This is a genomic window from Pseudaquabacterium pictum, from assembly GCF_005403045.1.
GTDB lineage: Bacteria > Pseudomonadota > Gammaproteobacteria > Burkholderiales > Burkholderiaceae_C > Pseudaquabacterium > Pseudaquabacterium pictum.
The window spans coordinates 166474-190195 of sequence record NZ_BJCL01000007.1; the positions used below are offsets into that span (position 1 = coordinate 166474).

Below are 23722 nucleotides of genomic sequence, written 5' to 3' on the forward strand. Positions count from 1 at the left end.
CATGGCTGCAGCAGACTCCCAAGCGCCGATGGTCGACATCCGCAACCTGCGCGTCACCTTCACCGGTGGCAAGAAGCCGGTGCAGGCGGTCAACGGCGTCAGCCTGGCGGTGCAGCGCGGCGAGGTGGTGGCGCTGATCGGTGAATCCGGCTCGGGCAAGAGCGTCACCCTGCGCACCCTGCTGCGCCTGCACAACGAGCGCCGCAGCCAGATCACCGGCCAGGTGCAGGTGGACGGCCGGGATGTGCTGGCGATGGACAGCCGCACCCTGGCCGACTACCGCGGCAAGGTCACCTCGATGATCTTCCAGGAGCCGCTGCTGGCACTCGACCCGGTCTACACCGTCGGCCGGCAGATCGTCGAGTCCATCCGCCGGCATGAGCCGGTCAGCGCCGCCGAGGCCCACCAGCGCGCGCTGGCCCTGTTCGAGCGGGTGCGCATTCCCAGCCCCGAGCGCCGGCTGGCCGCCTATCCGCACGAGATGAGCGGCGGCATGCGCCAGCGGGCGATGATCGCGCTGGCCCTGGCCTGCAAGCCGCAGGTGCTGCTGGCCGACGAGCCGACCACCGCGCTCGATGCCACGGTGCAGATCCAGGTGCTGCTGCTGCTGCGCGAGCTGCAGCGCGAGCTGGGCCTGTCGGTCATCTTCGTCACCCACGACATCGGCGCCGCGGTGGAGGTGGCCGACCGCATCGCGGTGATGTATGCCGGCCGCATCGTCGAGGAAGGCACGGCGCGCCAGCTGATCCGCACACCGCGCCACCCCTACACCCGTGCCCTGCTGCAGAGCCGCGCCCATGGCGCCATGGACAAGGGCGGCCGCCTGGCCACCATCGGCGGCAGCCCGCCCGACCTGGCCAACCTGCCGGCCGGCTGCGCCTTTGCCGACCGCTGCCCGATGGCGCAGGATGCCTGCCGCGGCACCCAGCCCGATGCTGTGGTGCTGGCGCCCGGCCACCTGGCCCGCTGCCTGCGCACCGACGCCACCGCGGCGCTCGCATCGCCGGTCTGAGCCCGGCGCCGCCCACCGCGGCGGCCCCACCACCACACGGAGACACCATGCCGCTGCACGACCCTGCCCACGCCTTCGTCCCCTACCCGGATGTGCCGGTGCCGCATGCGGCCACCGGCCCGCTGTCGGGCCTGCGCTTCGGCGTGAAGGACCTGTTCGACGTGGCGGGCTATCCCACCGGCGGCGGCAGCCCCTTCCTGCTGGCGATGTCGGGCATCAAGACCACCACCGCGCCCACGGTGCAGCGGCTGCTCGATGCCGGCGCGGCGATGGTCGGCAAGACCGTCACCGACGAGTTCGCCTTCTCGATGAACGGCAACAACGCCCACTTCGGCGCGCCGATCAACGGTGCGGCGCCTGACCGCATCAGCGGCGGCTCATCGTCGGGCTCGGCCTCGGCCGTCAGCAGCGGGCTGTGCGACTTCGCGCTGGGCACCGACACCGGCGGCAGCGTGCGCGCCCCCGCCAACCACTGCGGGCTGTACGGCCTGCGGCCCACCCATGGCCGCATCCCGCTGGCCGGCGTGCTGGACCTGGCGCCCGGCTTCGACACCTGCGGCTTCTTCACCCGCGACGCCCACAGCTTTGCCCGCGTGGCCGGCGTGCTGATGGACGCCGACCCGGTGGCCCTGCCCGCCACGCCGCGCCTGCTGTGGCCCACCGAGGTGTGGGCCCTGCTGGCACCCGACGTGCTGGCCGATGCCCAGCCGGTGGCCGAGCAGGTGCAGGCGGTGCTGGGCACGGCCGCGCCCGTGACGGTGGTGCGCGACAGCTTCGAGGCGATGTACTGGCACTTCCGCCACCTGCAGGGGCGCGAGAGCTGGATGACCGACGGCCCGTTGATCGAGCGCTTTGCGCCGCCGCTGGGCCCGGGCGTGGCCGAGCGCTTCGCCTGGAGCAAGCAGGTCACCGATGCGCAGGTGGCCGCGGCCAGCGCCTTCCGCGCGGCCTATGCGCAGCAGATCGACGACCTGCTGGGCAGCGACGGCGTGCTGCTGATGCCCACCATGCCCGACGTGGCGCCGCTGCGCGCCGCGCTGGACAGCGCGCTGGAGGACTACCGCAACAGCGCCATCCGCATGCTGTGCATCGCCGGCCTGTCGCGCACGCCGCAGCTCAGCCTGCCGCTGCTCAAGCGCAACGGCGCACCGATGGGCCTGTCGCTGCTGGGCCCTCGCGGCAGCGATCTGTCGTTGATCGCCCTGGCCCAGCGTCTCTCGGCGGCAGGCCTGGGCGCCTGACGCCAGGGGTCAGTGCAGGACGAGCAAGGGCAGCTTGCTGCGCGCCAGCACGTTCTTGGTATGCGAGCCGAAGACCAGCTCGCCCAGCGTGCCGCGGCCGTGGGTCACCATCACGATCATGTCGCAGCCCGACTGCTCGGCCTGCTCGATGATGGCCCGGTCCACCCCGTCGGTGCGGGCGTGCAGGCCGTGGAATTCGACGCCGGCCTCGGCCGCCTTGATCTGGAAATGGGTCAGCACCTTGTGCGCATGGGTGTCGGTGCGCTCGATGTGCTTTTCGGTCTGCTTCTCGTAGGCCGGCAGCTGGGTGCCCACGGTGGGCAGCGGCGCATCGGGCTCGACGACGAAGCCGGTGATGGCGGCGCCCAGCTGCTTGGCCAGGTCGATGCTGGCGACCATGGCGCGTTCGCTCAACGCGCTGCCATCGACGGGAACGAACAGGTTGCGGTACATGGCGGGTCCTTGGCGTGGTGTGGGATGCCTGCACTCTAGGCACCTGCCAGCCCGCGCTGGTTGACGCCGGTCAAGCCCGCCGCTGCAGCCCCGGCGGCTGGTTGCCGCCATCGTCCCAGCCCGGCCCGTCGAACCAGGCATCGCCGGCCAGCGCGGCCCGCAGCATCGGCAGCGCATCCAGGCCGAAGAAATGGCGGCCGTCGGCCACCAGGGTGGGCACACCGAACAGGCCCAGCGCCACGGCCGCTTCGGTGCGCGCGCGCAGTTCGGCCTTGACGGCATCGCCGGCCGGATCGCGCTGCGGCGCCACGGCCGCATGCAGCGCCGCCAGCGCCGCCGGCTCGTTCGGGTCGGCGCCGTCGCGGCACCACACATGGCGGAACAGCAGCTCCACCGTGCGCCGGCTGGGCGTGCCGCCGGCCGGCGCGGCCGCCACCGCCAGCCGCTGCAGCGCCAGCGGGTTGAACGGATGCGGCTTGGGCAGCTGCAGCGGCGTGCCCTGCTGGTGGGCCTGCCACAGCACCTGGCGGTAGGTCCAGGCGCGCTTGGGCGTGATTTCGGCCGGGCCCTTCTGGCCCCAGTGCGCCAGCAGGCCGGCCAGCAGCACCGGCTGGTAATTCACCACCACGTTCAGCCCCTCCAGCGCCTGCGGCAGGCGGTCGAAGGCCAGCCAGGCATAGGGTGACAGGGCATCGAACCAGAAATCCACCACTTTCATGCGCGGCCTCCTCGGGGGGCTGGTCGGCGTGGCGCGGTGCCGCTGTCCTGCAGCAGGCGCCAGGCTTCCTGCCGGGGCGGCAGGCGGTCGAGCACCGCCAGCCGGGCTGCGCTGTCGAGCCGGCCCCAGGTGGCGATCTCCTCGATGGTGCGCAGGCAGCCCTCGCACCAGCCGGTGGGTGCATGCATGCGGCAGATGTTGATGCAGGGGCTGGCCACGGCGGGCGGTGCGGTGTCGGCCATCAGGCGGCCTCCACCACGTCGGCCGCCGGTGCGCCGGTCAGGCGCAGCAGGTCGTCGGGGCGCAGGCAGAACACGCCGTTGGGGTGGCCCGCCGCGGCCCAGATCTCGGGAAAGCGGAACAGGTCCTGGTCGACCAGCACCACCGGCGGGTTGGCGTGGGCCACCGGCGACACGCCGCCGATCGAGAACCCGGTCTGCTGCTTGACGAAGGCGGCATCGGCGCGGCCCACCGGGCCCACCTGCTGCGCCACCTTGGCCTCGTCCACCCGGCGGTCGCCCGAGGCCACCACCAGCACCGCCACGCCGTCGGCACGGCGGCGGAAGATCACGCTCTTGGCGATCTGGCCAGTGTCCACGCCCAGCGCGGCGGCAGCCTCGGCGCAGGTGCGGGCCGGCACGTCCAGCCACACCGGCGCGTGCGGGTGGGCCTGCGCCGCCAGCGCGGCAGCCACGCGGCGGAAGCCCTCCGGCCGGTCGTCGGCGGCCGTCGTCATGCCGCCACCTGCGCGCGCTTGGTCAGCAGCGCCTTGCCGGCGCGCGAGACCGGCGGCCGGCCCAGCACACCGCTGATGAAGCCACCGGCGTCCACCAGTGCGTCCAGGTCGATGCCGGTGTCAATGCCCATGCCTTGCAGCATGAACACCACATCTTCGGTGGCCACATTGCCGGTGGCGCCCTTGGCATAGGGGCAGCCGCCCAGGCCGGCCACGCTGGTGTCGAAGGTGTGGATGCCCAGCTCCAGGCAGGCGTAGATGTTGGCCAGCGCCTGGCCGTAGGTGTCGTGGAAGTGCCCGCTCACCTCTTGTACCGGGTAGTGCTTCAGCGCCCGCTCCATCACCGCCTGCACCTTGCGCGGCGTGCCCACGCCGATGGTGTCGGCCACGCCGCAGTGGTGCACGCCGATCTGCTTGAACAGCTTGACCAGGTGCTCGACCTCGTCGGGCGTCACCTCGCCCTGGTAGGGGCAGCCCAGCGCGCAGCTGATGGCCGAGCGCACCTTCAGCCCGGCCTCGCGCGCAGCGGCCACCACCGGGGCAAAGCGCTCGATGCTCTCCTCGATGCTGCAGTTGATGTTGCGGCGGCTGAAGGCCTGGCTGGCGGCGCCGAACACCACCACCTCGTCGGGCCGGGTGGCGTCGCCGCCAGCCAGCGCGGCCTGCAGGCCCAGCATGTTGGGCACCAGCACGCTGTAGCGGTTGCCGGCCTTGCGGTAGACGCCGGCCATGACCTGAGCGTTGTCGGCCATCTGCGGCACCCACTTGGGGCTGACGTAGCTGGTGACCTCGATCTCGCGCAGGCCGGCGGCCTGCAGGCGGTGCACCAGATCGATCTTCACGGCGGTGTCCACCGGCTGCTTTTCGTTCTGCAGGCCGTCGCGCGGGCCCACTTCCACCAGGGTGACACGGTCAGGAATCATGGCGTTGCCTTCGAAGTGTGCGGATTATCGTGTCGGGATACCGTGACATGCTGGGCTTGGGGGATGACAGCGACCCCACCGGGCGCACAATGGCGCTCTGCCGTGGTGCATCTGCGCCCGGCCCCGTCCGGAGCCTCTGTCTTGGGAACCTCCCTGAGCCGCCTGCAGCTGGCGCAGCGGATCCACCTGCTGCTGCTGCGCGAGATCGACCACGCCATCGAGGTGGAACGCCTGCTGGCCGACCCGCGATACGCCCGCGACGTGCTGCTGGTCTGCGATGCCGTGCCCGGCGGCGAGCTGGTGCCGCTGGCGCAGCTGTTCCGCGAGGCCTCGCGCCCGAAAGCCGGCGAGCCGGCCGAGCCCGGCCACACGCCACAGCCCAACGACTGGGGGCGCGACACCTCCGGCTTCGGCGTCACCCAGCCACCGCCGCTGCCCGGCGCCAGCGGGAGCCGCCGCGCCACCGACAGCGAGCCCGTGCCGCTGGACACGCCGCGCCGCAGCTGGCTGCCGCGCTGGCGCGACATCACCTAGGGCCAGTCGCGTCACGCCGGGGCCAGGCGCAGCAGCTCGCCACCCTCGCCCACCTGGTCGCCCACCGCGTACAGCAGCTCGGCCACCACGCCGTCACGCGGGGCATGCAGGGTGTGCTCCATCTTCATCGCCTCCATCACCGCCAGCGCCTGGCCACGGGTCACCGTGTCCCCGGCCTTGGCGAGGAAGGCGATCACCTTGCCCGGCATCGGCGCAGTGAGCTGGCCGCCTTCGGCCGCGCCCTCGCCGGCATGGGCGATGGCGTCGATCTGCTGCAGCACCGCGCTGTGCGCGGGCGCGAACACGGCGACCCGCTCGCCATGGGCATACACCGTCAGGTGCAGGCGGCGGTCGGCCAGGGTCACGTCATGCCGGCCGCCGCCCAGGGCGGTGGCCTGCAGCGGCCAGCGCTGGTCGGCGATCTGCAGCTCGAGGCGGTTGTCCGCCGCCGCGCCATGTGGCCGGGCCAGTGCCACGGCATGCAGCGCACCGGCATGCTGGATGTCGAAGTGCCGGCGCGCGCCGCCGTGCAGGCGCCAGCCGTCGCGCCGGCTCCAGGGGTCGTCGCCCTCGGCGGCGACTTCCTCGGCCAGGGCATGGGCCACCACGCCGGCGGCGGCGATCTCCAGCGCCAGTGGCGGCTGCTTGAGCAGCACAGCAGCCTCACGCTCGATCAGCGCGGTGTCCAGGTCGGCGGTGGCGAAGCTCTGGCTGGCCACCACCCGGCGCAGGAAGGCCACATTGGTGTGCAGGCCGACGATGTGGGTGGCCGCCAGCGCAGCGTCCAGCCGGGCCAGCGCCTGGGCGCGGGTGTCGCCGTGCACGATCAGCTTGGCCACCATCGAGTCGTAGTACGGCGTGATCGCGTCGCCCTCGCCCACGCCGGCATCCACCCGCACCGCGCCGCGTTCGAACTGCACATGCGGCGGCCAGCGCAGCACGTCCAGACGGCCGGTGGCAGGCAGGAAGTTGTTGTCGGGCTGCTCGGCGCAGATGCGTGCCTCGATGGCATGGCCGGTGATCTGCAGCTGGTGCTGCCGCAGGGGCAGCGGCTGGCCGGCGGCCACGCGCAGCTGCCACTCCACCAGGTCGAGCCCGGTGATGGCCTCGGTGACCGGGTGCTCCACCTGCAGCCGGGTGTTCATCTCCATGAAATAGAAGCGCAGGTCACCGTCGTCCACCTCCTCGGCGATGAACTCCACCGTGCCGGCGCCCACATAACCCACCGCCTGGGCGGCGGCCACCGCGGCGGCGCCCATCTCGGCGCGGCGCGCGGCGCTCATGCCGGGCGCGGGGGCTTCCTCCAGCACCTTCTGATGGCGGCGCTGCACCGAGCAATCCCGCTCGAACAGGTGGATCACCTGGCCCTGGCTGTCGCCGAACACCTGGATTTCGATGTGGCGCGGCCGCAGCACGTAACGCTCGACCAGCACATGGTCGTTGCCGAAGCTGTTCTTGGCCTCGCGCTGGCAGCTGGCCAGCGCGGCGGCAAAGTCTTCCGGCCTGTCGACCCGGCGCATGCCCTTGCCACCGCCGCCGGCGCTGGCCTTGATCAGCACCGGGTAGCCGATGCGCGCGGCCTCGCGGGCCAGCAGCTCGGGTGTGTTGTCGTCGCCGTGGTAGCCGGGCACCAGCGGCACGCCGGCAGCCTCCATCAGCGCCTTGGCGGCCGACTTGCTGCCCATGGCCGCGATGGCGCTGGCCGGCGGGCCGATGAAGGCGATGCCCGCCGCGGCGCAGGCCTCGGCAAATTCGGCGTTCTCCGACAGGAAGCCGTAGCCCGGGTGCACCGCCTGGGCGCCGGTGGCCTGGGCCGCGGCCAGGATGCGGTCGGCACGCAGGTAGCTGTCCTTCGGCGAGGCGCCGCCGATGGCCACCGCCTCGTCGCAGGCCATCACATGGCGGGCCTTGGCATCGGCGGCCGAATACACCGCCACGGTGCGGATGCCCAGCCGGCGGCAGGTGGCGGCCACGCGGCAGGCGATCTCGCCCCGGTTGGCGATCAGGATCTTCTTGAACATGGGCTTGTCTCCATCAAACGGCCACGGGCGCGCCGCCCAGCCGGCCGCGCAGCTTGCGCACCAGTAATCGCAGGAACTTGAACAACACCAGCGTGAGCACCACGCTGGCCACGACCAGCACCACCAGCGCCAGGCCGAACCACACCGGATGCGCCACCGCCAGCCACAGCATGGCGGGCACCAGCGCATCGCCGGCCAGCGACAGCGCGATGTTGGAGAACGGCTCGGGCGAGGTGTTGACCGCCGCCCGGGTGGTGGCCTTGGCCACGTGGCTGGTGGCCGCCAGCGTGCCGCCCAGCAAGGCCGCGGCGGTGGCCCAGGCGGCCTGGTCGCCACCGAACACCGCGCCGGCCAGCGCCGCGCCGGCGGGGATGCGCAGCAGCGTGTGCAGCCCGTCCCACAGTGAATCCAGCCCCGGCACCTTGTCGGCGAAGAACTCCACCGCCAGCATCAACCCGGCGGCACCCAGCACCAGCGGGTGCTGCAGCAGCTGCAGACCAGCCGGCAGCGGCACCCAGCCCATGGCGCCCGCCAGGCCGGTGAAGAACACCACCGCATACAGCCGCAGGCCGCTGGCCCAGCCCAGCGCCGCGGCCAGGGCCAGCAAATGGGTGGTGTCCAGGGTGTCGATGCTCATGGCTGGCCCGCATCGCGCCGGTAGGCGCCGATGGCCTCGGCGGTGCGCCAGGCCGGCGGGGCCTCCCAGGTGGCCCAGGTCTCGTCGGCGTGCGCCACCAGCGCGCCGCGGAAGCGCCACAGGGTGTGCGCCAGGAAGCAGGTGCCGCCGTGGCGCACCTCCACCAGCGAATGCACGCGGCCGCCCCGCCCATCGACATCCGCCATCGGCGTCACCTCGACCACGCGCAGCGTCCAACCCTCGGGATAGATCACCTGCACGCGGATGATGGCGTCGGCATCCAGCAGATGCTCGCCGCTGGCGCGCCAGAACAGCGTGGCGTCGTCGGCCAGGAAAGCCCGCGCCGCCGTCCAGTCGCGCGCCTGGAAGCTGGCCCACAGCGCCCGCACGGTGGCGGCGTGGTGGGCGGGCTCGGTCTCGGTGGGCGCCGGCGTGGCCAGCGGCTTGACCATCACCACGCTGCGGTAGGCCTTGCCCTGCCACTGCACGCTGGCGATGTCGGCATAACCGGCGCGGGCATAGCGCTGGCGCAAGGCGGTGGCAGGCATGGCGGTGTCCAGCAGCATGGCGCGGTGCCCGGCGCCGCGGGCCCAGGCTTCGGCGGCCTGCAGCAGCGCCGCGCCGATGCCCTGGCCCTGGCAGGCGGGATCGACCGCGTACTGGTGGAAGTGCGCCACATCCTGCCGGTAGAACCAGGGCAGCGCATGGGCCCAACCCTGGGTGTTGGGGTCAAAGGGCCCGGCCGCGGTGATGGTGCCCAGCAGCGTGCCATCGGCGCGCACCGCCACCCAGCTGTGGGCGCCCTGCAGGCGCTGGGCGGTCATGGCGGCCGTCTGGGTGGCGGCGGTGAAGTTCATGCCGGCCGCAGCCAGCGGCGCATAGGCGCGGTGCAGCAGCGCGGTCAGCGCGGCAAGGTCATCACCGGCCTGCCAGGGGCGGAGGGTCCAGTCGGCTGCCATGGCCCGCGCGCTCACATCCGGAACACGCCGAACCGGGTCTCCGGGATCGGCGCATTCAGGCTGGCGGACAGGCCCAGGGCTAGCACGCGGCGGGTGTCGGCGGGGTCGATCACGCCGTCGTCCCACAGCCGGGCGCTGGCGAAGTACGGGTGGCCCTGCTCGTCATATTGCTTCAGGATCGGCGCCCGGAAGGCGGCTTCCTCCTCGGCGCTCCACTGGCCGCCGCGGCCTTCGATGCCGTCGCGCTTGACGGTGGCCAGCACGCTGGCGGCCTGTTCGCCGCCCATCACGCTGATGCGCGCGTTCGGCCACATCCACAGGAAGCGCGGGCTGTAGGCGCGGCCGCACATGCCGTAGTTGCCGGCGCCGAAACTGCCGCCGATGATCACGGTGAACTTGGGCACCTGGGCGCAGGCCACGGCCGTCACCATCTTGGCACCGGCGCGGGCGATGCCCTCGTTCTCGTACTTGCGGCCGACCATGAAGCCGGTGATGTTCTGCAGGAACACCAGCGGGATCTTGCGCTGGCAGCACAGCTCGATGAAGTGCGCGCCCTTGTTGGCGCTTTCGGCGAACAGGATGCCGTTGTTGGCGACGATGCCCACCGGCATGCCCTCGATGTGGGCGAAGCCGCAGACCAGGGTGCTGCCGTAGCGGGCCTTGAATTCGTCGAAGGCGCTGTCGTCCACCACGCGGGCGATGACCTCGCGCACGTCGAAGGGCTTGCGGGTGTCGGTGGGGATCACGCCGTGCAGTTCGGCCGCCGGGTACTTGGGTGGGCGCGGCGGCTGCAGCAGCAGCGGCTGGGGCTTGCGGCGGTTGAGCCGGCCCACCGCCTGGCGGGCCAGCGCCAGCGCATGCAGGTCGTTCTCGGCCAGGTGGTCGGCCACGCCACTCAGGCGGGTGTGCACATCGCCGCCGCCCAGGTCTTCGGCGCTGACCACCTCGCCGGTGGCCGCCTTCACCAACGGCGGGCCGCCCAGGAAGATGGTGCCCTGGTTGCGCACGATGATGGTCTCGTCGCTCATCGCCGGCACATAGGCGCCGCCGGCGGTGCAGCTGCCCATCACCACCGCGATCTGCGGGATGCCCTGGCCACTCATGTTGGCCTGGTTGAAGAAGATGCGGCCGAAGTGGTCGCGGTCGGGGAAGACCTCGTCCTGGTTGGGCAGGTTGGCGCCGCCGGAATCCACCAGGTAGATGCAGGGCAGGTGGTTCTGCGCCGCGATCTCCTGCGCACGCAGGTGCTTCTTCACCGTCAGCGGGTAGTAGGTGCCGCCCTTGACGGTGGCGTCGTTGCAGACGATCAGGCAGTCCACCCCAGACACCCGTCCGATGCCGGCGATCATGCCGGCGCAGGGTGCGGCATCCACGGTGTTGCCGCTGCGGTCCTTCTCGGGGTACAGGCCCAGCGCGGCCAGCGGGGCGATTTCGAGGAACGGGGTGTCGGGGTCGAGCAGGCGCTCCACCCGCTCGCGCGGCAGCAGTTTGCCGCGGGCCAGGTGCTTGGCCCGGGCATCGGCGCCGCCGCCCTCGGCGATCTTCGCCAGCCGCGCATTGAGGTCGTCCACCAGCGCCTGCATGGCGGCGGCATGGGCGCGGAAGGCCTCGGAACGGGGGTTGAGCTTGCTCTGCAGCTGGGCCATGCGGTCTCCGCCAGGGTCTGGATCTTATGGGTGCGAGCCGGCAGCTTAAACCGCAGGCGCGGGGCGCCGCGGATTATCAATTGACGTTTACGTCAACGTCAATTGAGGTCGGTCGCCTGGTGCCTGTGGTGCCAGCGCGTCGACCCGGCTTGCGGTGCATCAAGCTGGCTGACGACTGCGGGTTTTCCCGTGCATTGCTTGATCGGCGCCAAGCGGCGGCGGTGGCCGACGGCATGCAATGCCACCACGGCGGGCCCACAACGCGGCGCGCCGGTGCATTTCACTGACCACGGAGAAGACCATGAACAAGACCACCCTCATCACCCTGGCCGCCGTTGCCGCGCTGGGCGCCACCCTGCCCGCCGCCGCCCAGGACACCGGCAACTGGATCGTGCGCGCCCGCGCGGTGCACCTGGATTCGGCCGACAAGGACAGCACCGGCCTGGGCCTGTCGATCAACAACAAGTGGATCCCGGAAGTCGACATCAGCTACTTCTTCAGCCCCAACCTGGCGGCCGAGCTGATCCTGACCTATCCGCAGAAGCAGACGGTGCATTCCAGCGTGCTGGGTGCCGATGCCGGCACCTTCAAGCACCTGCCGCCGACGCTGACGCTGCAGTACCACGCCACCGGCTTCGCCGGCTTCCGGCCCTATGTGGGCGCGGGCCTGAACTACACCAACATCTCGGCGGTGCACCTGGATGCGGCCAGCCGTGCGCTGGGCGCGTCGGTCAACCTCAAGCGCAGCAGCGTGGGCCTGGCGCTGCAAGCCGGCGTGGACGTGCCGCTGGGCGGCGGCTGGCTGCTGAACGCCGACATCAAGAAGGTGCAGATCGGCACCAAGGTGCTGGCCGACGGCAGCAGCGTGGGCAAGTTCAAGGTCGACCCGCTGCTGATCGGCGTGGGCGTCGGACGCAGGTTCTGATCGAACCCAGCGGCCGCCGCGGAACCGGCTCTGCCGGGCCGCTGGCGGCGCCCCCTGGGGGGAGCGCCGAAGGCGCTACGGGGGGGGCGGCCACACCACCCCGTCCTCGGTGAGGATGGCGTCCAGCGGCACATCGTGCGGCTCGGGTTCCAGCCAGGGCACCAGGCCATGCGCATAGCCCACGCCCACGGTGTAGGGCCGCGGTGTCAGCGCCGCCAGCGTGCGGTCGTAGAAGCCGCCGCCGTAGCCCAGGCGGAAGCCGCCGGGGCCGAAGCCCACGCAGGGCACCAGCAACATTTCAGGCTCGAACTCCTGCGTGCCCTTGGGCTTGGGGATGCCGTAGGCATCCTCCTCCATCGGGCAACCCGGGTACCAGACATGGAATCGCAGTTGCTTGGTGTCGCGGTCGATCACCGGCAGGCCGATGTTGCGGAAGTCTTCGCCCTCGGTCCAGCGGTACAGCGCCGGCAGCGCGTCGAACTCGCCCTTGATCGGCCAGTAGGCGCCGATCGAACTCTCGCTGCGTGTCAGCAGGAAGACCCGCAGCACCTCCTGCAGATGCACCGAGCGCTGGTGCCGGTCGACCATCGCCTGCCGTTCGGCCTGCAACTGCCGGCGCAGCACCTTCTTGTCGCGCGAGGGTTCGAAGCTGAAGCGGTAGGTGGAGGTCATGCGCCGGCATTGTCGGCCAGCCACCCGCGTCGCGGTGGGCCGGATCACACACCCGACCTAGACTGTGCGGCATGGTTGCCAGATCTGCCGCACCCAGTGAACTGCAGCTGCATGCGCTGGAGCTGCTGTCGGCGCTGGGCCCGGCCCGCGCACGGCGCATGTTCGGCGGCGCCGGCCTGTACATCGGCGAGCACTTCGTCGCGCTGATCGCCAACGACGTGCTCTATCTGAAGGCCGACGCCACCGCCCAACCGGCCTTCCAGGCTGCCGGCAGCCAGCCGTTCACCTATGCCACCCGCCATGGGCAGCGCACGGTGATGGCCTACTGGAGCGCGCCCGAGGCGGCGATGGAATCGCCCGCGCAGATGCGCCCCTGGGCCGCGCTGGCCCTGGATTCGGCGCTGCGCGCGGCCGCGGCCAAGCGCCCCGCCGCGCCGCGCAAGGCCCAGGCCAGCGTGCGCCAGACCAGGCCCGCACCGGCCGGCCGCGCCCCCGCGGGCAAAGGCCGCAAGACCGGCACCTGAACCGCCGACACCGCCGCGGCCGCTGCCACCGGCAGCGCTGCACCGGCCAGCCAGCGCAGCTGCACCACCTGGCCGGCCGTCCACGGCTCCACCACCAGCCGCTGGCCGCGGCCCAGGGCCACCGCATCGCCGGCGGCGAGCACATGGTCGGCGGCATCGCCGCTGCGGGTGATCCAGGCCCGGCCGGCCACCACCTGCAGCCAGCCGGTCTGGCGGGCCTGGACGGGCAGCACGGTGTCGATGCGCAGCTGGCGGGTGGTTGCACCCAGCACTTGCAGGGCACTGGCGGGGGGGCAGACGGGTCATGGGTTTCTCCGGTGGAAGGAGGCTGGGCCTCAGGGTTGGTACGGATATCTTCGGCGCCGAACGGCCCGTGGTCCAATGCCGAAAGTTCCCCGTATTGATGAGGATCGCGCATGAATCCAGCCAATCGCCGCCCGCTGTCCCTGGACGGCCTGCGGGCCTTCGAGGCGGTGGCGCGGCGGCTGTCGTTCAGCGCCGCGGCCGACGAACTTCACCTCACCCAGTCGGCCATCAGCCGGCAGATCAAGGCGCTGGAGACCGAGCTGGGCGCGCCGCTGTTCAACCGCGGCACCCGCAAGGTGGAGCTCACCGCCGCCGGCATCCTGCTGCGCCAGGCGGTGCTGCCGGCGCTGGACGGCATCGACCGCAGCGTGCGGCAGATCCGCGTGGCCCAGGGCCGGCGGGCGGTCAGCGTCAGCACCTTCGCCAGCTTCGCCACGCTGTGGCTGCTGCCACGGCTGGCCGGCTTCCAGCAGCAGCACCCGGACATCGACATCCGCATCTCGGCCACCGATGTGCGGGTGGACATGGACGACCCCGAGGTGGACGTGGCGCTGCGCTACGACGACGCCAACGCGGTGCCACCCGACGCCGAGCCGATGTTCGGCGAGCTGCTGACCCCGGCCGCCAGCCCCTGGCTGGTGCAGCAGGCGGCGCAGGGCCAGCTGCCGCCACTGCGCACGGCGGCCGACCTGGCCGGGCACGCCCTGCTGGAAGAGGACGACCACCATCCCAGCGCCGCCAACCTGAGCTGGCTGCGCTGGCTGGCGTTGCAGGGCCTGACCGGCCTGACACCGCGGCGCTGGATCTACCTGAACTACACCCACCAGCAGGTGCAGGGCGCGCTGGCCGGCCAGGGCGTGGCGCTGGCCCGCATGGCCCTGGTGCATGAGCAGATCGCCCGGGGCGAGCTGGTCGAACCCTTCGGTGCCACCGGCCGGGTGGCGGCACCGTTCAGCTACTGGCTGATCCCGCTGCCCGGCGCCCGCCTGCGCCCGGAGCTGCGCGCCTTCATCACCTGGGTGCGGGGCGAAGCAGCCGTCACCCGCAGCGCACTGGGCGAACCTGGCGCCGTCACGGATGCGCTCGGCGCATCACTGTGATGCCAAACCCGCACGCCAGGCAAGGCGCAGCCGCCCTAGCATCCGCACACCACTGACCACAGCCAAGGAGTCCCCATGCTGCACCTGCACATCGGCAACAAGAACTACTCATCCTGGTCGATGCGGCCCTGGGTGCTGCTGAAGCACTTCGGGCTGCCGTTCCAGGAGGTGATGCACCGATTCGACAGCTTCGACGCGACCTCGCGGTTCAAGCAGGCGGTGACCCAGCTCAGCCCGGTGGGCAAGGTGCCGCTGCTCGTGCACGGCGACCTGGTGGTCTGGGACACGCTGGCGATCGCCGAGTACCTGGCCGAATACGCCGCCGAGCACTTCCCGGAGCACGCGCTGTGGCCACGCGACCAGGCCGCCCGCGCCCGTGCCCGCAGCCTGTGCGCCGAGATGCACAGCGGCTTCGGCGCGCTGCGCAACGCCTGCCCGATGAACATCGAGGCCAGCCTGCCCGAGGTCGGCGCCCGCCTGCTCGCCGAGCAGCCGGCGGTGGCGGCCGATCTGGCCCGCATCACCGGCATGTGGCAGGCCGCGCTGGCCGTCAGCGGCGGGCCATTCCTGTTCGGCAGCTTCGGCATCGCCGATGCCTACTACGCCCCGGTGGTGGCCCGCCTGCGCACCTATGCCCTGCCGGTGCCCGCCGAGGTGGCCGCCTACATGCAACGGGTGTGGAGCAGCCCCGGTGTCGCCGCCTGGGTGACCGACGCCCTGGCCGAGCAGGAATTCCTGGACTTCGAGGAGCCGTACCGGAAGGGGCGTTGAGGGCTCTGTGCGGACATGCCTTGATTGGCGCGAGGCCGAGGCCGCCGGGTACCTGGCCGACTCCATGTCCCCCGTCCTACACGCCGCAAGCGGCGAATAGGACTCCGCCTCTACTTCCGTCGGCCAGGTACCCGCCGTCCTCGTCCAGCCTCCGTCTCCGCGTGCGGCGAAGGGCTCAGTGGTGGCCGAGCGTCGGATCGGGTGGGCCTGTTTTGCGGAGGTCAGGAGGAGTCCTATTCGCCGCTTGCGGCGTGTAGGACGGGGGACATGGAGCAAAACAGGCCCACCCGAGCCGGCGCGATCGCTCAAATCAAACGACTGCCAAGAGCCCACAGCCGCGATCAGACTTCACCGGATGGCTTGGCCACCAGCGGCAGGCGACACTTCGGCCAACCCCCAACTGCCGCCTGGAGATCCGCATGCCCCCCGCCGACGCTGCCGAACGCATCTCCGTCCGGGAGGCAGTGCACCGGCTGATGCGCCAGTTCGGCATGACCACGGTGTTCGGCAATCCGGGGTCGACCGAGCTGCCGCTGTTCCTCGACTTCCCGCCCGACTTCCGCTACGTGCTGGGCCTGCAGGAGGCGGTGGTGGTGGGCATGGCCGACGGCCATGCACAGGCCACCCGCAATGCCGCCTTCGTCAATCTGCACTCGGCCGCCGGCGTGGGCCATGCGATGGGCAACATCTTCACCGCGTTCAAGAACCGCACGCCGCTGGTCGTCACCGCGGGCCAGCAGGCACGCTCCATCCTGCCGTTCGACCCCTTCCTGCACTCGGCCCAGGCCACCGAGCTGCCGAAACCGTACGTCAAGTGGAGCATCGAGCCTGCCCGTGCCGAAGATGTGCCGCTGGCCATCGCCCGGGCCTACCACGTGGCCATGTCGCCGCCCTGCGGGCCGGTGCTGGTGTCGATCCCCGCCGACGACTGGAACGTGCTGACCGAGCCGGTGCCAGTCCGCCAGGTCAGCCAACGCCTCCGGCCCGACCCCGCGCTGCTGGCCAGCGTGGGTGACCTTCTCGATGCCAGCGCCCGGCCGGCCTTCGTCATCGGCGCCGCCGTCGACCGCGACGGCGCCTGGGACGCTGCCTTGGCCCTGGCCGAGCGCCACCAGGCCCGCGTCTTCGCCGCGCCGATGTCCGGCCGCTGCGGCTTCCCGGAAGACCACCCGCTGTTCGCCGGCCACCTGCCGGCCATGCGCGAGCGCATCGTCGCCCTGCTGGCCGGGCACGATGCCATCCTGGCCATCGGCGCGCCGGCCTTCACCTACCACGTCGAGGGCAACGGCCCGCACCTGCCGCCCGGCGCCACGCTGGCGCAGCTGATCGACGACCCGGCCACCGCCGCCTGGACACCGCAGGGCACGTCGGTCGTCTGCAGCATCGGCCTGGGCCTGGCCGACCTGCTGGCCCGGCCGGCCCCGGCACCGCGCCAGCCGCCCGCGGCACGCCCGCCGCGCGCCCGCCTGGCGCCGCCGCCGGCCGGCGAGCGCCTGCCGGTGGCCTGGGTGCTGCAGACCCTGGCCGAAGTGCGTGCACCCGACAGCATCGTGGTGGAAGAAGCACCCAGCGCCCGCGCGCCGATGCAGGCCCACCTGCCGATGCTGCACAGCGGGACCTTCTACACCATGTGCAGCGGTGGCCTGGGCCACAGCCTGCCCGCCGCCGTGGGCGTGGCCCTGGCCCAACCGGGCGCGCGGGTGATCGCGCTGATCGGCGACGGCTCGGCGATGTACGCCATCCAGGCGCTGTGGAGCGCGGCCCAGCTGCGGCTGCCGATCACCGTGCTGATCCTGAACAACCGGCGCTATGCGGCGCTGCAGGACTTCGCGCCGGTGTTCGGCTACCCGCCCGGTGCCGAGGTGGCCGGCACCGCCCTGCCCGACCTCGACTTCGTCGCCCTGGCCGCCGGCCATGGCATGCCCGGCGTGCGCGTGGGCCAGGCCGACCGCCTGGCCGATGTGCTGGCCAGTGCACTGCAGTCGACCGGGCCCGTGCTGGTGGAGATCGAGGTGGCTTGAGCGGCCTCACAGCGCCACCGCGATTGCCCGCGCTCAGGCCGCCCGCACAGGCCCTGCGTTACAGTGGTTTTCCCTGGGTGCCCGCGGTCCGCATGCCGGCACCCGTTCCCGTTTGTGAAGATCCCTCCGATGCGCCGTCTCCCCTCGCCCGGTCGCCTGCTGCTGGCCACGCTGGCCGCCGCCTGCCTGGCCACTGCCGCCGTGCCCGCCGCGGCCCAGGCCAGCATGCCGGACAGCACGGTGGTCGACGCCCGCGAGGCCGCCCGCAAGCGTGACCGCACCCGCCTGGCCGCGGCCCGCGCCGCCGCCGAGGCCGGCAACCACCCGCTGCTGCCCTGGGTGGCCTACTGGGATCTGTTCAGCCGGCTGGGCGAGGCCACCGTCGACGAGGTGGAAGGCTTCTACGCCCGCTTCCCCGGCAGCTATGTCGAGGACCGGCTGCGCAACGACTGGCTGCGCGAGCTGGGCAAGCGGCGCGACTGGGCCAACCTGGCGCGCGACTACCCCCGCTTCCGGATGAACGACGACCGCGAGGTCACCTGCTGGTGGCTGTTCACCGAGCACCTGGCCGGACGCGACGTGGCCGAGCAGGCGCGCACGCTGTGGTTCGCCCAGCGCGAGGTCGACGACGGCTGCAACCTGCTGGCCACCGCGCTGGTCGATGGGAAGAAGCTGCCGGCCGACGACGTCTGGCGCAAGGCCCGGCTCAGCCTGGAGCAGCAGCGCCCCGGCGCCGCCAAGGCCGCCGTGGGCCTGCTGGGCAATGCACAGGCGCGCGACGCCGCCGAGGCGGTCGACAACCCCGGCCGCCACCTGGCCCGGCCGGTGGCCGCTGGCCGCACGGCGCAAGAGCTGCGCCTGCTGGCCTTGATGCGCCTGGCGCAGACCGACGCGGGCGCCGCCGCCGCCCGGCTGGAATCGCGCAGCCTGCGGCTCGACGATGCGCATGCCGCCTGGGCCTGGGCGTACCTGGCGCGGCAGTCGGCCTTCCAGCTGTCGACCGATGCCGCCGGCCAGGTGCAACGCGCGCTGAGCCTGCTGCCAGACGACGCCGATCCCGGCTGGAGCGACGACACCCTGGCCTGGGGCGTGCGTGCCCTGCTGCGCGGTGCGCCGCCGGCCCAGCGCTGGCCAGCCGTGGCCCGGCTGATCGGCTGGATGGGCCCGGCCGAACTGCGCGACCCGGCCTGGGCCTACTGGAAAGCCCGCGCCACCCTGGGCAGCGCCAAGGCCGGCCCCGCCGGCGATGCCCAGCGTGCCGAGGCCCGGCTGCAGCTGGAAGCCGTGGCCGGCACCACCAACTTCTACGCCAAGCTGGCCACCGAAGACCTGGGCCGCACGCCCGGCCTGCCGCCGGCGCCGGCGCCGCTGAGCGATGCCGAACTGGCCGCCGCCAGCGGCCACCCCGGCCTGCAACGCGCGCTGCTGCTCATCAACCTGGGCCTGCGCGACGAGGCCCGGCGCGAGTGGAACTTCAGCCTGCGTGGCATGGACGACCGCGCCCTGATGGCTGCCGCCCGCCTGGCCTGCGAGCGGCAGGACTGGCAGCTGTGCATCAACACCGCCGAGCGCACCCGCAACGAAGTCGACCTGCGCCTGCGCTATCCGATGCCGTTTGCCGACGAGATCACCGCCGCCGCCCGCGCCCAGGGCCTGGAGCCGGCCCTGGTGTTCGGCCTGATCCGGCAGGAGACGCGCTTCATGCCGCAGCTGAAATCCAGCGTCGGCGCCAGCGGCCTGATGCAGGTGATGCCGGCCACCGCCCGCTATGTGGCCAAGAAGATCAACCTGCCCTGGGACAACCCGGCGCTGATCAACGACCCGCTCACCAACCTGCGGCTGGGCACGGCCTACCTGCGCATGGTGCTGGACGATCTGGGCGGTTCGCAGGCCATGGCCGCGGCGGCCTACAACGCCGGCCCGGGCCGGCCGCGCCGCTGGCGTGAAGGGCCGACGCTGGAAACCGCGATCTGGGCCGAGAACATCCCGTTCAACGAGACGCGCGACTATGTGAAGAAGGTGCTGTCCAACGCCGCCGTCTACGCCGCCCTGCTCGACCCCCGCCAGGCGCCCGCGCTGCGCCCGCGCCTGGGCCCCGGCATCGGCCCGCGCGACGGCGCCGCCCCCGCACCCAACACCGAACTGCCCTGACCGCCAGGGCCGGACCCATCCCCACCATGCAGAAGATCGTCATCACCGGCGGCACCGGCTTCGTCGGCCGCAGCCTTTGTGAACACCTGACCGCCCACAGCACCAGCTGCCGCCTGGTGGTGCCCACCCGCCGCCTGGTCAACGGCCGCAGCGTGCAGGTGCTGCCCACCGTCGACCTGGTGCAGGCCGACGTGCACGACCCGCGCGCCATGGCCGCGGTGCTGCAGGGTGCCGATGCGCTGGTGCACCTGGTGGCCATCCTGCACGGCAGCGACGAAGCCTTCGACCGCGCCCATGTGCAGCTGCCGCGCAGCCTGGCCGCCGCCTGCGCGCAGGCCGGCGTGCGCCGGGTGGTGCATGTCAGCGCGCTGGGTGTGGGCGCGCAGGCGCCATCGGCCTACCTGCGCAGCAAGGTCGCCGGCGAGGCGGTGTGGCAGCAGGCCCTGGCCGCGGGGGGTGACCTCACCATCCTGCGGCCGTCGGTGATCTTCGGCGCCGAAGACCGCTTCACCAACCTGTTCGCCAAGCTGTCGCGGCTGTTTCCGGTGCTGCCGCTGGCCGGTGCCGGTGCCCGCTTCCAGCCCGTGTGGGTGGGCGATGTGGCCCAGGCCATCGTCCAGAGCCTGCTGCAGCGCCCTGGCCCGGGGCCGATCGTCGAATGCGCTGGTCCGCAGGTGATGACGCTGCAGGAGATCGTGCAGCAGGTGGGCGCCATGGCCGGCTGCCGCCGCCCGGTGGTCGGGCTGCCCGAGGCCGCCGGCCTGCTGCAGGCCGCCGCCATGGGCCTGCTGCCCGGCGAGCCGATGATGTCGCGCGACAACGTGCTGAGCATGCGCGTGCCCAACGTGGCCAGCGGCAAGCTGCCCGGCCTGCGTGACCTGGGCATCACGCCGCAGGGCCTGGCGCTGCTGGCGCCGCACTTCCACCCGACCGACCTGCGGGCGCGCTGACGCGGCGCACGCCGATGCAGGCCTGGATCGTCGGCGGCGCGGTGCGCGACCGGCTGCTGGGCCGGCCGGTGAACGACCGCGACTGGGTGGTGGTGAGCAGCACGCCCGAGGCCATGGCCGCCGCCGGCTTCACCCCGGTGGGGCGCGACTTCCCGGTTTTCCTGCATCCGCAGACGCACGAGGAATACGCGCTGGCCCGCACCGAGCGCAAGAGCGGCCGCGGCTACCTGGGCTTCACCGTGCAGGCCTCGCCCGATGTCACGCTGGAAGACGACCTGGCACGGCGTGATCTGACGATCAACGCCATCGCCGAAGACCCGGCCACCGGCGCCCTGGTCGACCCCTACAACGGCCAGCGGGATCTGCAGCAACGGGTGCTGCGCCATGTCGGCCCGGCCTTCGTCGACGATCCGGTGCGGCTGCTGCGGCTGGCGCGGCTGGCGGCGCGGTTCGCCGATTTCAGCGTGGCGCCCGAGACCGAAGCCCTGCTGGCCGAGATGGTGGCCAGCGGCGAGGTCGACCACCTGGTGCCCGAGCGGGTGTGGCAGGAACTGTCGCGCGGGCTGATGGAAGACCGGCCCGAACGCATGTTCGCCGTGCTGCGGCAGTGCGGCGCACTGCGGGTGCTGCTGCCCGAGGTCGACCGGCTGTGGGGCGTGCCGCAGCCACCCGCGCACCACCCCGAGGTGGACACCGGCGTGCACCTGATGCTGGTGCTGCAGCAGGCCGCGCGGCTGCAGGCCCCATTGCCGGTGCGCTACGCCTGCCTGGTGCACGACCTGGGCAAGGGCACCACGCCGCCCGAGCAGTGGCCGCGCCACATCGGCCATGAGCAGCGCAGCGCGGTGCTGGCCCGCCAGGTGGCCCAGCGCTGGAAGGTGCCGAATGACTGCGCTGCGCTGGCCGACGTGGTGGCCCGCGAGCACGGCAACATCCACCGCAGCGGCGAGTTCGGCGCCGACGCGGTGCTGCGCCTGCTGGAGCGCTGCGACGCACTGCGCCGGCCGCAGCGCTTCGCCGACGCCCTGCTGGCCTGCGAGTGCGATGCCCGCGGCCGCACCGGGTTGGAAGACCGGACTTATCCGCAGCGGGCGCGGCTGGCCGGTGCGCTGGCGGCCGCGCTGGCCGCGCCGGTGCAGGCGGTGGCCGAGGCGGCTGCGGCCGCCGGCCTGGCCGGCCCGGCCATCGGCGAGCGGGTGCGTGCGGCGCGGGCCGCCGCCATCGCCGCCGCCATCGCCAGTCCGCCCACCAGCGCCTGAAACCTCAAGACCAGTGGATGGCCCAGGTGGTCAAGAGGCTCAGCACCAGCGCTGACGCCAGCGGCACCTGCACCTCGCGGCCGAAGATGCGCAGCCGCAGGTCACCCGGCAGCCGGCCCAGGCCGATCTTGCGCATCCAGCCCGGCAGGCCGCTGGCCAGCAGCAGGATGACGAAGAAGATCAGCAGCCACCTCACAGGCGGTGCATCCGGTCGCCCCGCACAAAGCCCAGCGGCAGGAAGCCCTCGCCCAGGCCACGCCCCAGCGCGATCACCTTGAACAGCTCGCCCATCTCATGCTCGGTGACCAGCTTCTGCGCCGCGGCGCGCTGCTGGAGCGTGGCATCGTCGAGCAAGACGACCAGGCCGCAGTTGATGAGGAAGTGCCCCTGCGAGGTGTAGCCCAGCACGTCCAGCCCGGCATCCTGCGCGGCCAGCGCGATGCCGGTGAAGTTGATGTGCGCGGTGATGTCCTTGGCACCCACATCGGCCAGCGGGTTGCCGTCGGCGCGGTGGGCCTGGTGGCACATCAGCGTGCCGCCGTGGCGCTGCGGCAGGTAGTACTCGGCCTCGGGGAAGCCGTAGTCGATGAACAGCGCCAGGCCCTGCTGCAGCACGCCGGCCAGGGTGCGGATGAAGGCCTCGGCCTGGGGGTGGATCTCGGTGGTGGTGCCGGGCACGAAGGGCGCGTCCAGCGGCGGGCGCAGGGTGGTGGGGCGGTCGGCCCAGGCCAGCGCGCCTGCGTGCCAGACCACGCCACGCTCGCACCACTGTTCGCCATCGAAGTGCAGCAGCTGCACTGGCATCGCATCCAGCACCTCGTTGCCCAGCACCACGCCGCGGAAGCCATCGGGCAGCGCATCCAGCCAGCGCACACGGGGGCCAAATCGGGCAAGCCGCTGCTGCTGGCGCTGTCGCAGCACGCCCGAGAGGTCGACGATGGCGTAGTCGGTGACCGCATCACCCAGCGTGTCCAGCACGGCTTCCGCCAGCGCGCCCGAGCCGGCGCCGAATTCCAGTACCGCGCCCCAGCCGCCGGCCGCCAACGCCTGGCCCACCTGGGCCGCCAGCGCCCGGCCGAACAGCGGTGAAAGCTCCGGCGCGGTGACGAAATCACTGCCCGAGCCGGGCATGCTGCCGAACTTGCGGCTGCCGTTGGCGTAGTAGCCCAGCCCGGGCTGGTACAGCGCCAGGGCCATGAAGCGGTCGAACGGCAGCCAGCCGCCGGCGTCGGCGATGGCCTGCCGCACCACGGCCAGCAGGCCGCTGGCTACACTGTCGGGTTCGCCCGGATCGCTGCTGGTCTCATCGTGGGATCGGGCCATTCCGGCATTGTAGGAAGCATGGTCTCGACCCCCTCCCCATCGTCGGCCACCCCACGGCCGGTCGCGCTGGTCACCGGCGCCGCCCGGCGCATCGGCCGCGCCATCACGCTGCACCTGGCCGCGCATGGCTGGGATGTGGTGCTGCACCACCGCAGCAGCGCGGCCGACGCCGAGGCCACAGCGGCGGACGCCCGCGCCCTGGGCGCCCAGGCCTGGCTGCTGGCCGCCGACCTGGCCGACGACGCCGCCTGCAATGCCCTGGTGCCGGCCGCCGTGGCCCAGGCCGGCCGGCTGGATGCGGTGGTGAACAACGCCTCGTTGTTCAGCTACGACGACGTGGCCAGCTACACCGGCCCGACGGCCGAGCGGCACTTCCGTGCCAACACCACGCCGGCGGTGCTGCTGGCCCGGGCGCTGCACGCCCACCTGGCCGCCCGCGGCGCCCAGGGCTGCGTGGTCAACCTGCTCGACCAGAAGCTGGTCAATCCCAACCCCGACTACTTCAGCTACACCCTCAGCAAGGCTGCGCTGGCCGAGGCCACGGTGATGCTGGCCCAGGCGCTGGCGCCGGTGCTGCGGGTGTGCGGCGTCTCGCCGGGCGTCACCCTGGTCTCCGGCCCGATGGACGAGGCCGAATTCGCCGCCGCGCACCGGCTCACGCCGTTGCAGCGCTCGTCCACCCCTGACGACATCGCCGGCGCGGTGCGATTCCTGCTGGAGGCGCCGGCCGTCACCGGCACCACGCTGCTGGTCGACGGCGGCCAGCACCTGCTGGGCCAGCCACGCGACGTGCTGTTCCTGGCACAGCAACAACTGGCTGCGGCCGCCACCAAGGATTGA

24 protein-coding genes and 1 pseudogene are annotated in these 23722 nt (G+C 72.3%); 12 read left to right on the plus strand and 13 right to left on the minus strand.

The genetic code is table 11. The features are described from left to right. The first annotated feature begins 1 nt into the window (after position 1). Entirely contained in the window at positions 2-1012 is a 1011-nt protein-coding gene (locus FFT10_RS14920) for an ABC transporter ATP-binding protein (protein ID WP_228027123.1), read from the plus strand. A 47-nt stretch (positions 1013-1059) separates the two neighbouring features. Beyond that, entirely contained in the window at positions 1060-2253 is a 1194-nt protein-coding gene (locus FFT10_RS14925; RefSeq protein ID WP_137733643.1) for an amidase, read from the plus strand. Between the two features lie 9 nt (positions 2254-2262). On the opposite strand, the gene FFT10_RS14930 is transcribed toward FFT10_RS14925, so the two are convergent. From FFT10_RS14930 to FFT10_RS14950, 5 genes are all read right to left on the minus strand, one after another. Then, positions 2263-2706, minus strand: coding sequence for a universal stress protein (locus FFT10_RS14930; protein ID WP_137733644.1), 444 nt, complete (start codon positions 2704-2706; stop codon positions 2263-2265). A 70-nt stretch (positions 2707-2776) separates the two neighbouring features. Continuing rightward, a complete protein-coding gene (locus tag FFT10_RS14935) occupies positions 2777-3424 on the minus strand; it encodes a 2-hydroxychromene-2-carboxylate isomerase (RefSeq protein ID WP_137733645.1) in 648 nt (215 codons plus the stop codon). After that, positions 3421-3666, minus strand: coding sequence for a DUF1289 domain-containing protein (locus FFT10_RS14940; RefSeq protein WP_137733646.1), 246 nt, complete (start codon positions 3664-3666; stop codon positions 3421-3423). Before FFT10_RS14940 ends, FFT10_RS14935 begins: the two co-directional genes overlap by 4 nt. Continuing rightward, complete coding sequence (locus FFT10_RS14945; protein WP_137733647.1) at positions 3666-4160, minus strand: YbaK/EbsC family protein; 495 nt, start codon at positions 4158-4160, stop codon at positions 3666-3668. The genes FFT10_RS14940 and FFT10_RS14945 overlap by 1 nt, the downstream gene beginning before the upstream one ends. Beyond that, positions 4157-5083: a hydroxymethylglutaryl-CoA lyase gene (locus FFT10_RS14950; protein WP_137733648.1), complete on the minus strand. Its 927-nt coding sequence runs from the start codon at positions 5081-5083 to the stop codon at positions 4157-4159. Before FFT10_RS14950 ends, FFT10_RS14945 begins: the two co-directional genes overlap by 4 nt. A gap of 141 nt (positions 5084-5224) precedes the next feature. Here FFT10_RS14950 and FFT10_RS14955 point away from each other — a divergent pair, with 141 nt between their 5' ends. Continuing rightward, complete coding sequence (locus FFT10_RS14955) at positions 5225-5617, plus strand: hypothetical protein (RefSeq protein WP_137733649.1); 393 nt, start codon at positions 5225-5227, stop codon at positions 5615-5617. 11 nt (positions 5618-5628) lie between these two features. Here the strand turns inward: FFT10_RS14955 and FFT10_RS14960 are convergent, their stop codons facing one another. Genes FFT10_RS14960 through FFT10_RS14975 form a run of 4 tightly spaced genes read right to left on the minus strand, consistent with a single transcriptional unit; the run spans position 5629 to position 10880 of the window. Then, on the minus strand, positions 5629-7638 hold the full coding sequence (locus FFT10_RS14960; RefSeq protein ID WP_137733650.1) for an acetyl/propionyl/methylcrotonyl-CoA carboxylase subunit alpha: 2010 nt from the start codon (positions 7636-7638) through the stop codon (positions 5629-5631). A gap of 13 nt (positions 7639-7651) precedes the next feature. Continuing rightward, positions 7652-8275: a DUF4126 domain-containing protein gene (locus FFT10_RS14965; RefSeq protein WP_174246109.1), complete on the minus strand. Its 624-nt coding sequence runs from the start codon at positions 8273-8275 to the stop codon at positions 7652-7654. After that, positions 8272-9234, minus strand: coding sequence for a GNAT family N-acetyltransferase (locus FFT10_RS28030; RefSeq protein ID WP_137733651.1), 963 nt, complete (start codon positions 9232-9234; stop codon positions 8272-8274). The genes FFT10_RS14965 and FFT10_RS28030 overlap by 4 nt, the downstream gene beginning before the upstream one ends. An 11-nt stretch (positions 9235-9245) precedes the next feature. Continuing rightward, positions 9246-10880, minus strand: coding sequence for a carboxyl transferase domain-containing protein (locus FFT10_RS14975; RefSeq protein WP_137733652.1), 1635 nt, complete (start codon positions 10878-10880; stop codon positions 9246-9248). Positions 10881-11181: 301 nt separating this feature from the next. Here FFT10_RS14975 and FFT10_RS14980 point away from each other — a divergent pair, with 301 nt between their 5' ends. After that, a complete protein-coding gene (locus FFT10_RS14980; protein WP_137733653.1) occupies positions 11182-11805 on the plus strand; it encodes an OmpW/AlkL family protein in 624 nt (207 codons plus the stop codon). A 75-nt stretch (positions 11806-11880) separates the two neighbouring features. Here the strand turns inward: FFT10_RS14980 and FFT10_RS14985 are convergent, their stop codons facing one another. Further along, on the minus strand, positions 11881-12477 hold the full coding sequence (locus FFT10_RS14985) for a 5-formyltetrahydrofolate cyclo-ligase (RefSeq protein ID WP_137733654.1): 597 nt from the start codon (positions 12475-12477) through the stop codon (positions 11881-11883). A gap of 71 nt (positions 12478-12548) precedes the next feature. Between FFT10_RS14985 and FFT10_RS14990 the strand changes: the two genes are divergently transcribed. After that, positions 12549-13001, plus strand: a complete 453-nt coding sequence (locus tag FFT10_RS14990; protein ID WP_137733655.1) for a TfoX/Sxy family protein — start codon at positions 12549-12551, stop codon at positions 12999-13001. A gap of 92 nt (positions 13002-13093) precedes the next feature. Here the strand turns inward: FFT10_RS14990 and FFT10_RS28850 are convergent. After that, positions 13094-13273: pseudogene (locus FFT10_RS28850) on the minus strand (DUF2917 domain-containing protein); the annotation flags it as partial. A 144-nt stretch (positions 13274-13417) separates the two neighbouring features. On the opposite strand from FFT10_RS28850, the gene FFT10_RS15000 reads away from it, so the two are divergent. From FFT10_RS15000 to FFT10_RS15025, 6 genes are all read left to right on the plus strand, one after another. Further along, on the plus strand, positions 13418-14407 hold the full coding sequence (locus FFT10_RS15000) for a LysR family transcriptional regulator (protein WP_137733656.1): 990 nt from the start codon (positions 13418-13420) through the stop codon (positions 14405-14407). A 75-nt stretch (positions 14408-14482) separates the two neighbouring features. Further along, the gene (locus FFT10_RS15005; RefSeq protein WP_137733657.1) at positions 14483-15178 is read left to right on the plus strand and encodes a glutathione S-transferase family protein; all 696 of its coding nucleotides are present in this window, start codon (positions 14483-14485) and stop codon (positions 15176-15178) included. Between the two features lie 419 nt (positions 15179-15597). Next, entirely contained in the window at positions 15598-17199 is a 1602-nt protein-coding gene (mdlC, locus tag FFT10_RS15010; protein WP_137733658.1) for a benzoylformate decarboxylase, read from the plus strand. 129 nt (positions 17200-17328) lie between these two features. Further along, positions 17329-19350, plus strand: coding sequence for a lytic transglycosylase domain-containing protein (locus FFT10_RS15015; RefSeq protein ID WP_137733659.1), 2022 nt, complete (start codon positions 17329-17331; stop codon positions 19348-19350). Positions 19351-19376: 26 nt separating this feature from the next. Beyond that, the gene (locus FFT10_RS15020; RefSeq protein WP_137733660.1) at positions 19377-20300 is read left to right on the plus strand and encodes a complex I NDUFA9 subunit family protein; all 924 of its coding nucleotides are present in this window, start codon (positions 19377-19379) and stop codon (positions 20298-20300) included. A 14-nt stretch (positions 20301-20314) separates the two neighbouring features. Then, entirely contained in the window at positions 20315-21559 is a 1245-nt protein-coding gene (locus FFT10_RS15025; RefSeq protein WP_137733661.1) for a multifunctional CCA addition/repair protein, read from the plus strand. 4 nt (positions 21560-21563) lie between these two features. On the opposite strand, the gene FFT10_RS15030 is transcribed toward FFT10_RS15025, so the two are convergent. Both FFT10_RS15030 and FFT10_RS15035 read right to left on the minus strand, forming a co-directional pair. After that, complete coding sequence (locus FFT10_RS15030; RefSeq protein ID WP_137733662.1) at positions 21564-21755, minus strand: DUF2905 family protein; 192 nt, start codon at positions 21753-21755, stop codon at positions 21564-21566. Then, complete coding sequence (locus FFT10_RS15035) at positions 21752-22882, minus strand: class I SAM-dependent methyltransferase (RefSeq protein WP_137733663.1); 1131 nt, start codon at positions 22880-22882, stop codon at positions 21752-21754. Before FFT10_RS15035 ends, FFT10_RS15030 begins: the two co-directional genes overlap by 4 nt. An 18-nt stretch (positions 22883-22900) precedes the next feature. Here FFT10_RS15035 and FFT10_RS15040 point away from each other — a divergent pair, with 18 nt between their 5' ends. Next, entirely contained in the window at positions 22901-23722 is an 822-nt protein-coding gene (locus FFT10_RS15040; RefSeq protein ID WP_137733664.1) for an SDR family oxidoreductase, read from the plus strand.

What these genes read in the sequence shown, in the direction of transcription:
- FFT10_RS14920 (WP_228027123.1), top strand. Translation starts at nt 2, where the DNA reads ATGGCTGCAGCAGACTCCCAAGCGCCGATGGTCGACATCCGCAACCTG.
- FFT10_RS14925 (WP_137733643.1), top strand. Translation starts at nt 1,060, where the DNA reads ATGCCGCTGCACGACCCTGCCCACGCCTTCGTCCCCTACCCGGATGTG.
- FFT10_RS14930 (WP_137733644.1), bottom strand. Translation starts at nt 2,706, where the DNA reads ATGTACCGCAACCTGTTCGTTCCCGTCGATGGCAGCGCGTTGAGCGAA.
- FFT10_RS14935 (WP_137733645.1), bottom strand. Translation starts at nt 3,424, where the DNA reads ATGAAAGTGGTGGATTTCTGGTTCGATGCCCTGTCACCCTATGCCTGG.
- FFT10_RS14940 (WP_137733646.1), bottom strand. Translation starts at nt 3,666, where the DNA reads ATGGCCGACACCGCACCGCCCGCCGTGGCCAGCCCCTGCATCAACATC.
- FFT10_RS14945 (WP_137733647.1), bottom strand. Translation starts at nt 4,160, where the DNA reads ATGACGACGGCCGCCGACGACCGGCCGGAGGGCTTCCGCCGCGTGGCT.
- FFT10_RS14950 (WP_137733648.1), bottom strand. Translation starts at nt 5,083, where the DNA reads ATGATTCCTGACCGTGTCACCCTGGTGGAAGTGGGCCCGCGCGACGGC.
- FFT10_RS14960 (WP_137733650.1), bottom strand. Translation starts at nt 7,638, where the DNA reads ATGTTCAAGAAGATCCTGATCGCCAACCGGGGCGAGATCGCCTGCCGC.
- FFT10_RS14965 (WP_174246109.1), bottom strand. Translation starts at nt 8,275, where the DNA reads ATGAGCATCGACACCCTGGACACCACCCATTTGCTGGCCCTGGCCGCG.
- FFT10_RS28030 (WP_137733651.1), bottom strand. Translation starts at nt 9,234, where the DNA reads ATGGCAGCCGACTGGACCCTCCGCCCCTGGCAGGCCGGTGATGACCTT.
- FFT10_RS14975 (WP_137733652.1), bottom strand. Translation starts at nt 10,880, where the DNA reads ATGGCCCAGCTGCAGAGCAAGCTCAACCCCCGTTCCGAGGCCTTCCGC.
- FFT10_RS14980 (WP_137733653.1), top strand. Translation starts at nt 11,182, where the DNA reads ATGAACAAGACCACCCTCATCACCCTGGCCGCCGTTGCCGCGCTGGGC.
- FFT10_RS14985 (WP_137733654.1), bottom strand. Translation starts at nt 12,477, where the DNA reads ATGACCTCCACCTACCGCTTCAGCTTCGAACCCTCGCGCGACAAGAAG.
- FFT10_RS14990 (WP_137733655.1), top strand. Translation starts at nt 12,549, where the DNA reads ATGGTTGCCAGATCTGCCGCACCCAGTGAACTGCAGCTGCATGCGCTG.
- FFT10_RS15000 (WP_137733656.1), top strand. Translation starts at nt 13,418, where the DNA reads ATGAATCCAGCCAATCGCCGCCCGCTGTCCCTGGACGGCCTGCGGGCC.
- FFT10_RS15005 (WP_137733657.1), top strand. Translation starts at nt 14,483, where the DNA reads ATGCTGCACCTGCACATCGGCAACAAGAACTACTCATCCTGGTCGATG.
- mdlC (WP_137733658.1), top strand. Translation starts at nt 15,598, where the DNA reads ATGCCCCCCGCCGACGCTGCCGAACGCATCTCCGTCCGGGAGGCAGTG.
- FFT10_RS15015 (WP_137733659.1), top strand. Translation starts at nt 17,329, where the DNA reads ATGCGCCGTCTCCCCTCGCCCGGTCGCCTGCTGCTGGCCACGCTGGCC.
- FFT10_RS15020 (WP_137733660.1), top strand. Translation starts at nt 19,377, where the DNA reads ATGCAGAAGATCGTCATCACCGGCGGCACCGGCTTCGTCGGCCGCAGC.
- FFT10_RS15025 (WP_137733661.1), top strand. Translation starts at nt 20,315, where the DNA reads ATGCAGGCCTGGATCGTCGGCGGCGCGGTGCGCGACCGGCTGCTGGGC.
- FFT10_RS15035 (WP_137733663.1), bottom strand. Translation starts at nt 22,882, where the DNA reads ATGGCCCGATCCCACGATGAGACCAGCAGCGATCCGGGCGAACCCGAC.
- FFT10_RS15040 (WP_137733664.1), top strand. Translation starts at nt 22,901, where the DNA reads ATGGTCTCGACCCCCTCCCCATCGTCGGCCACCCCACGGCCGGTCGCG.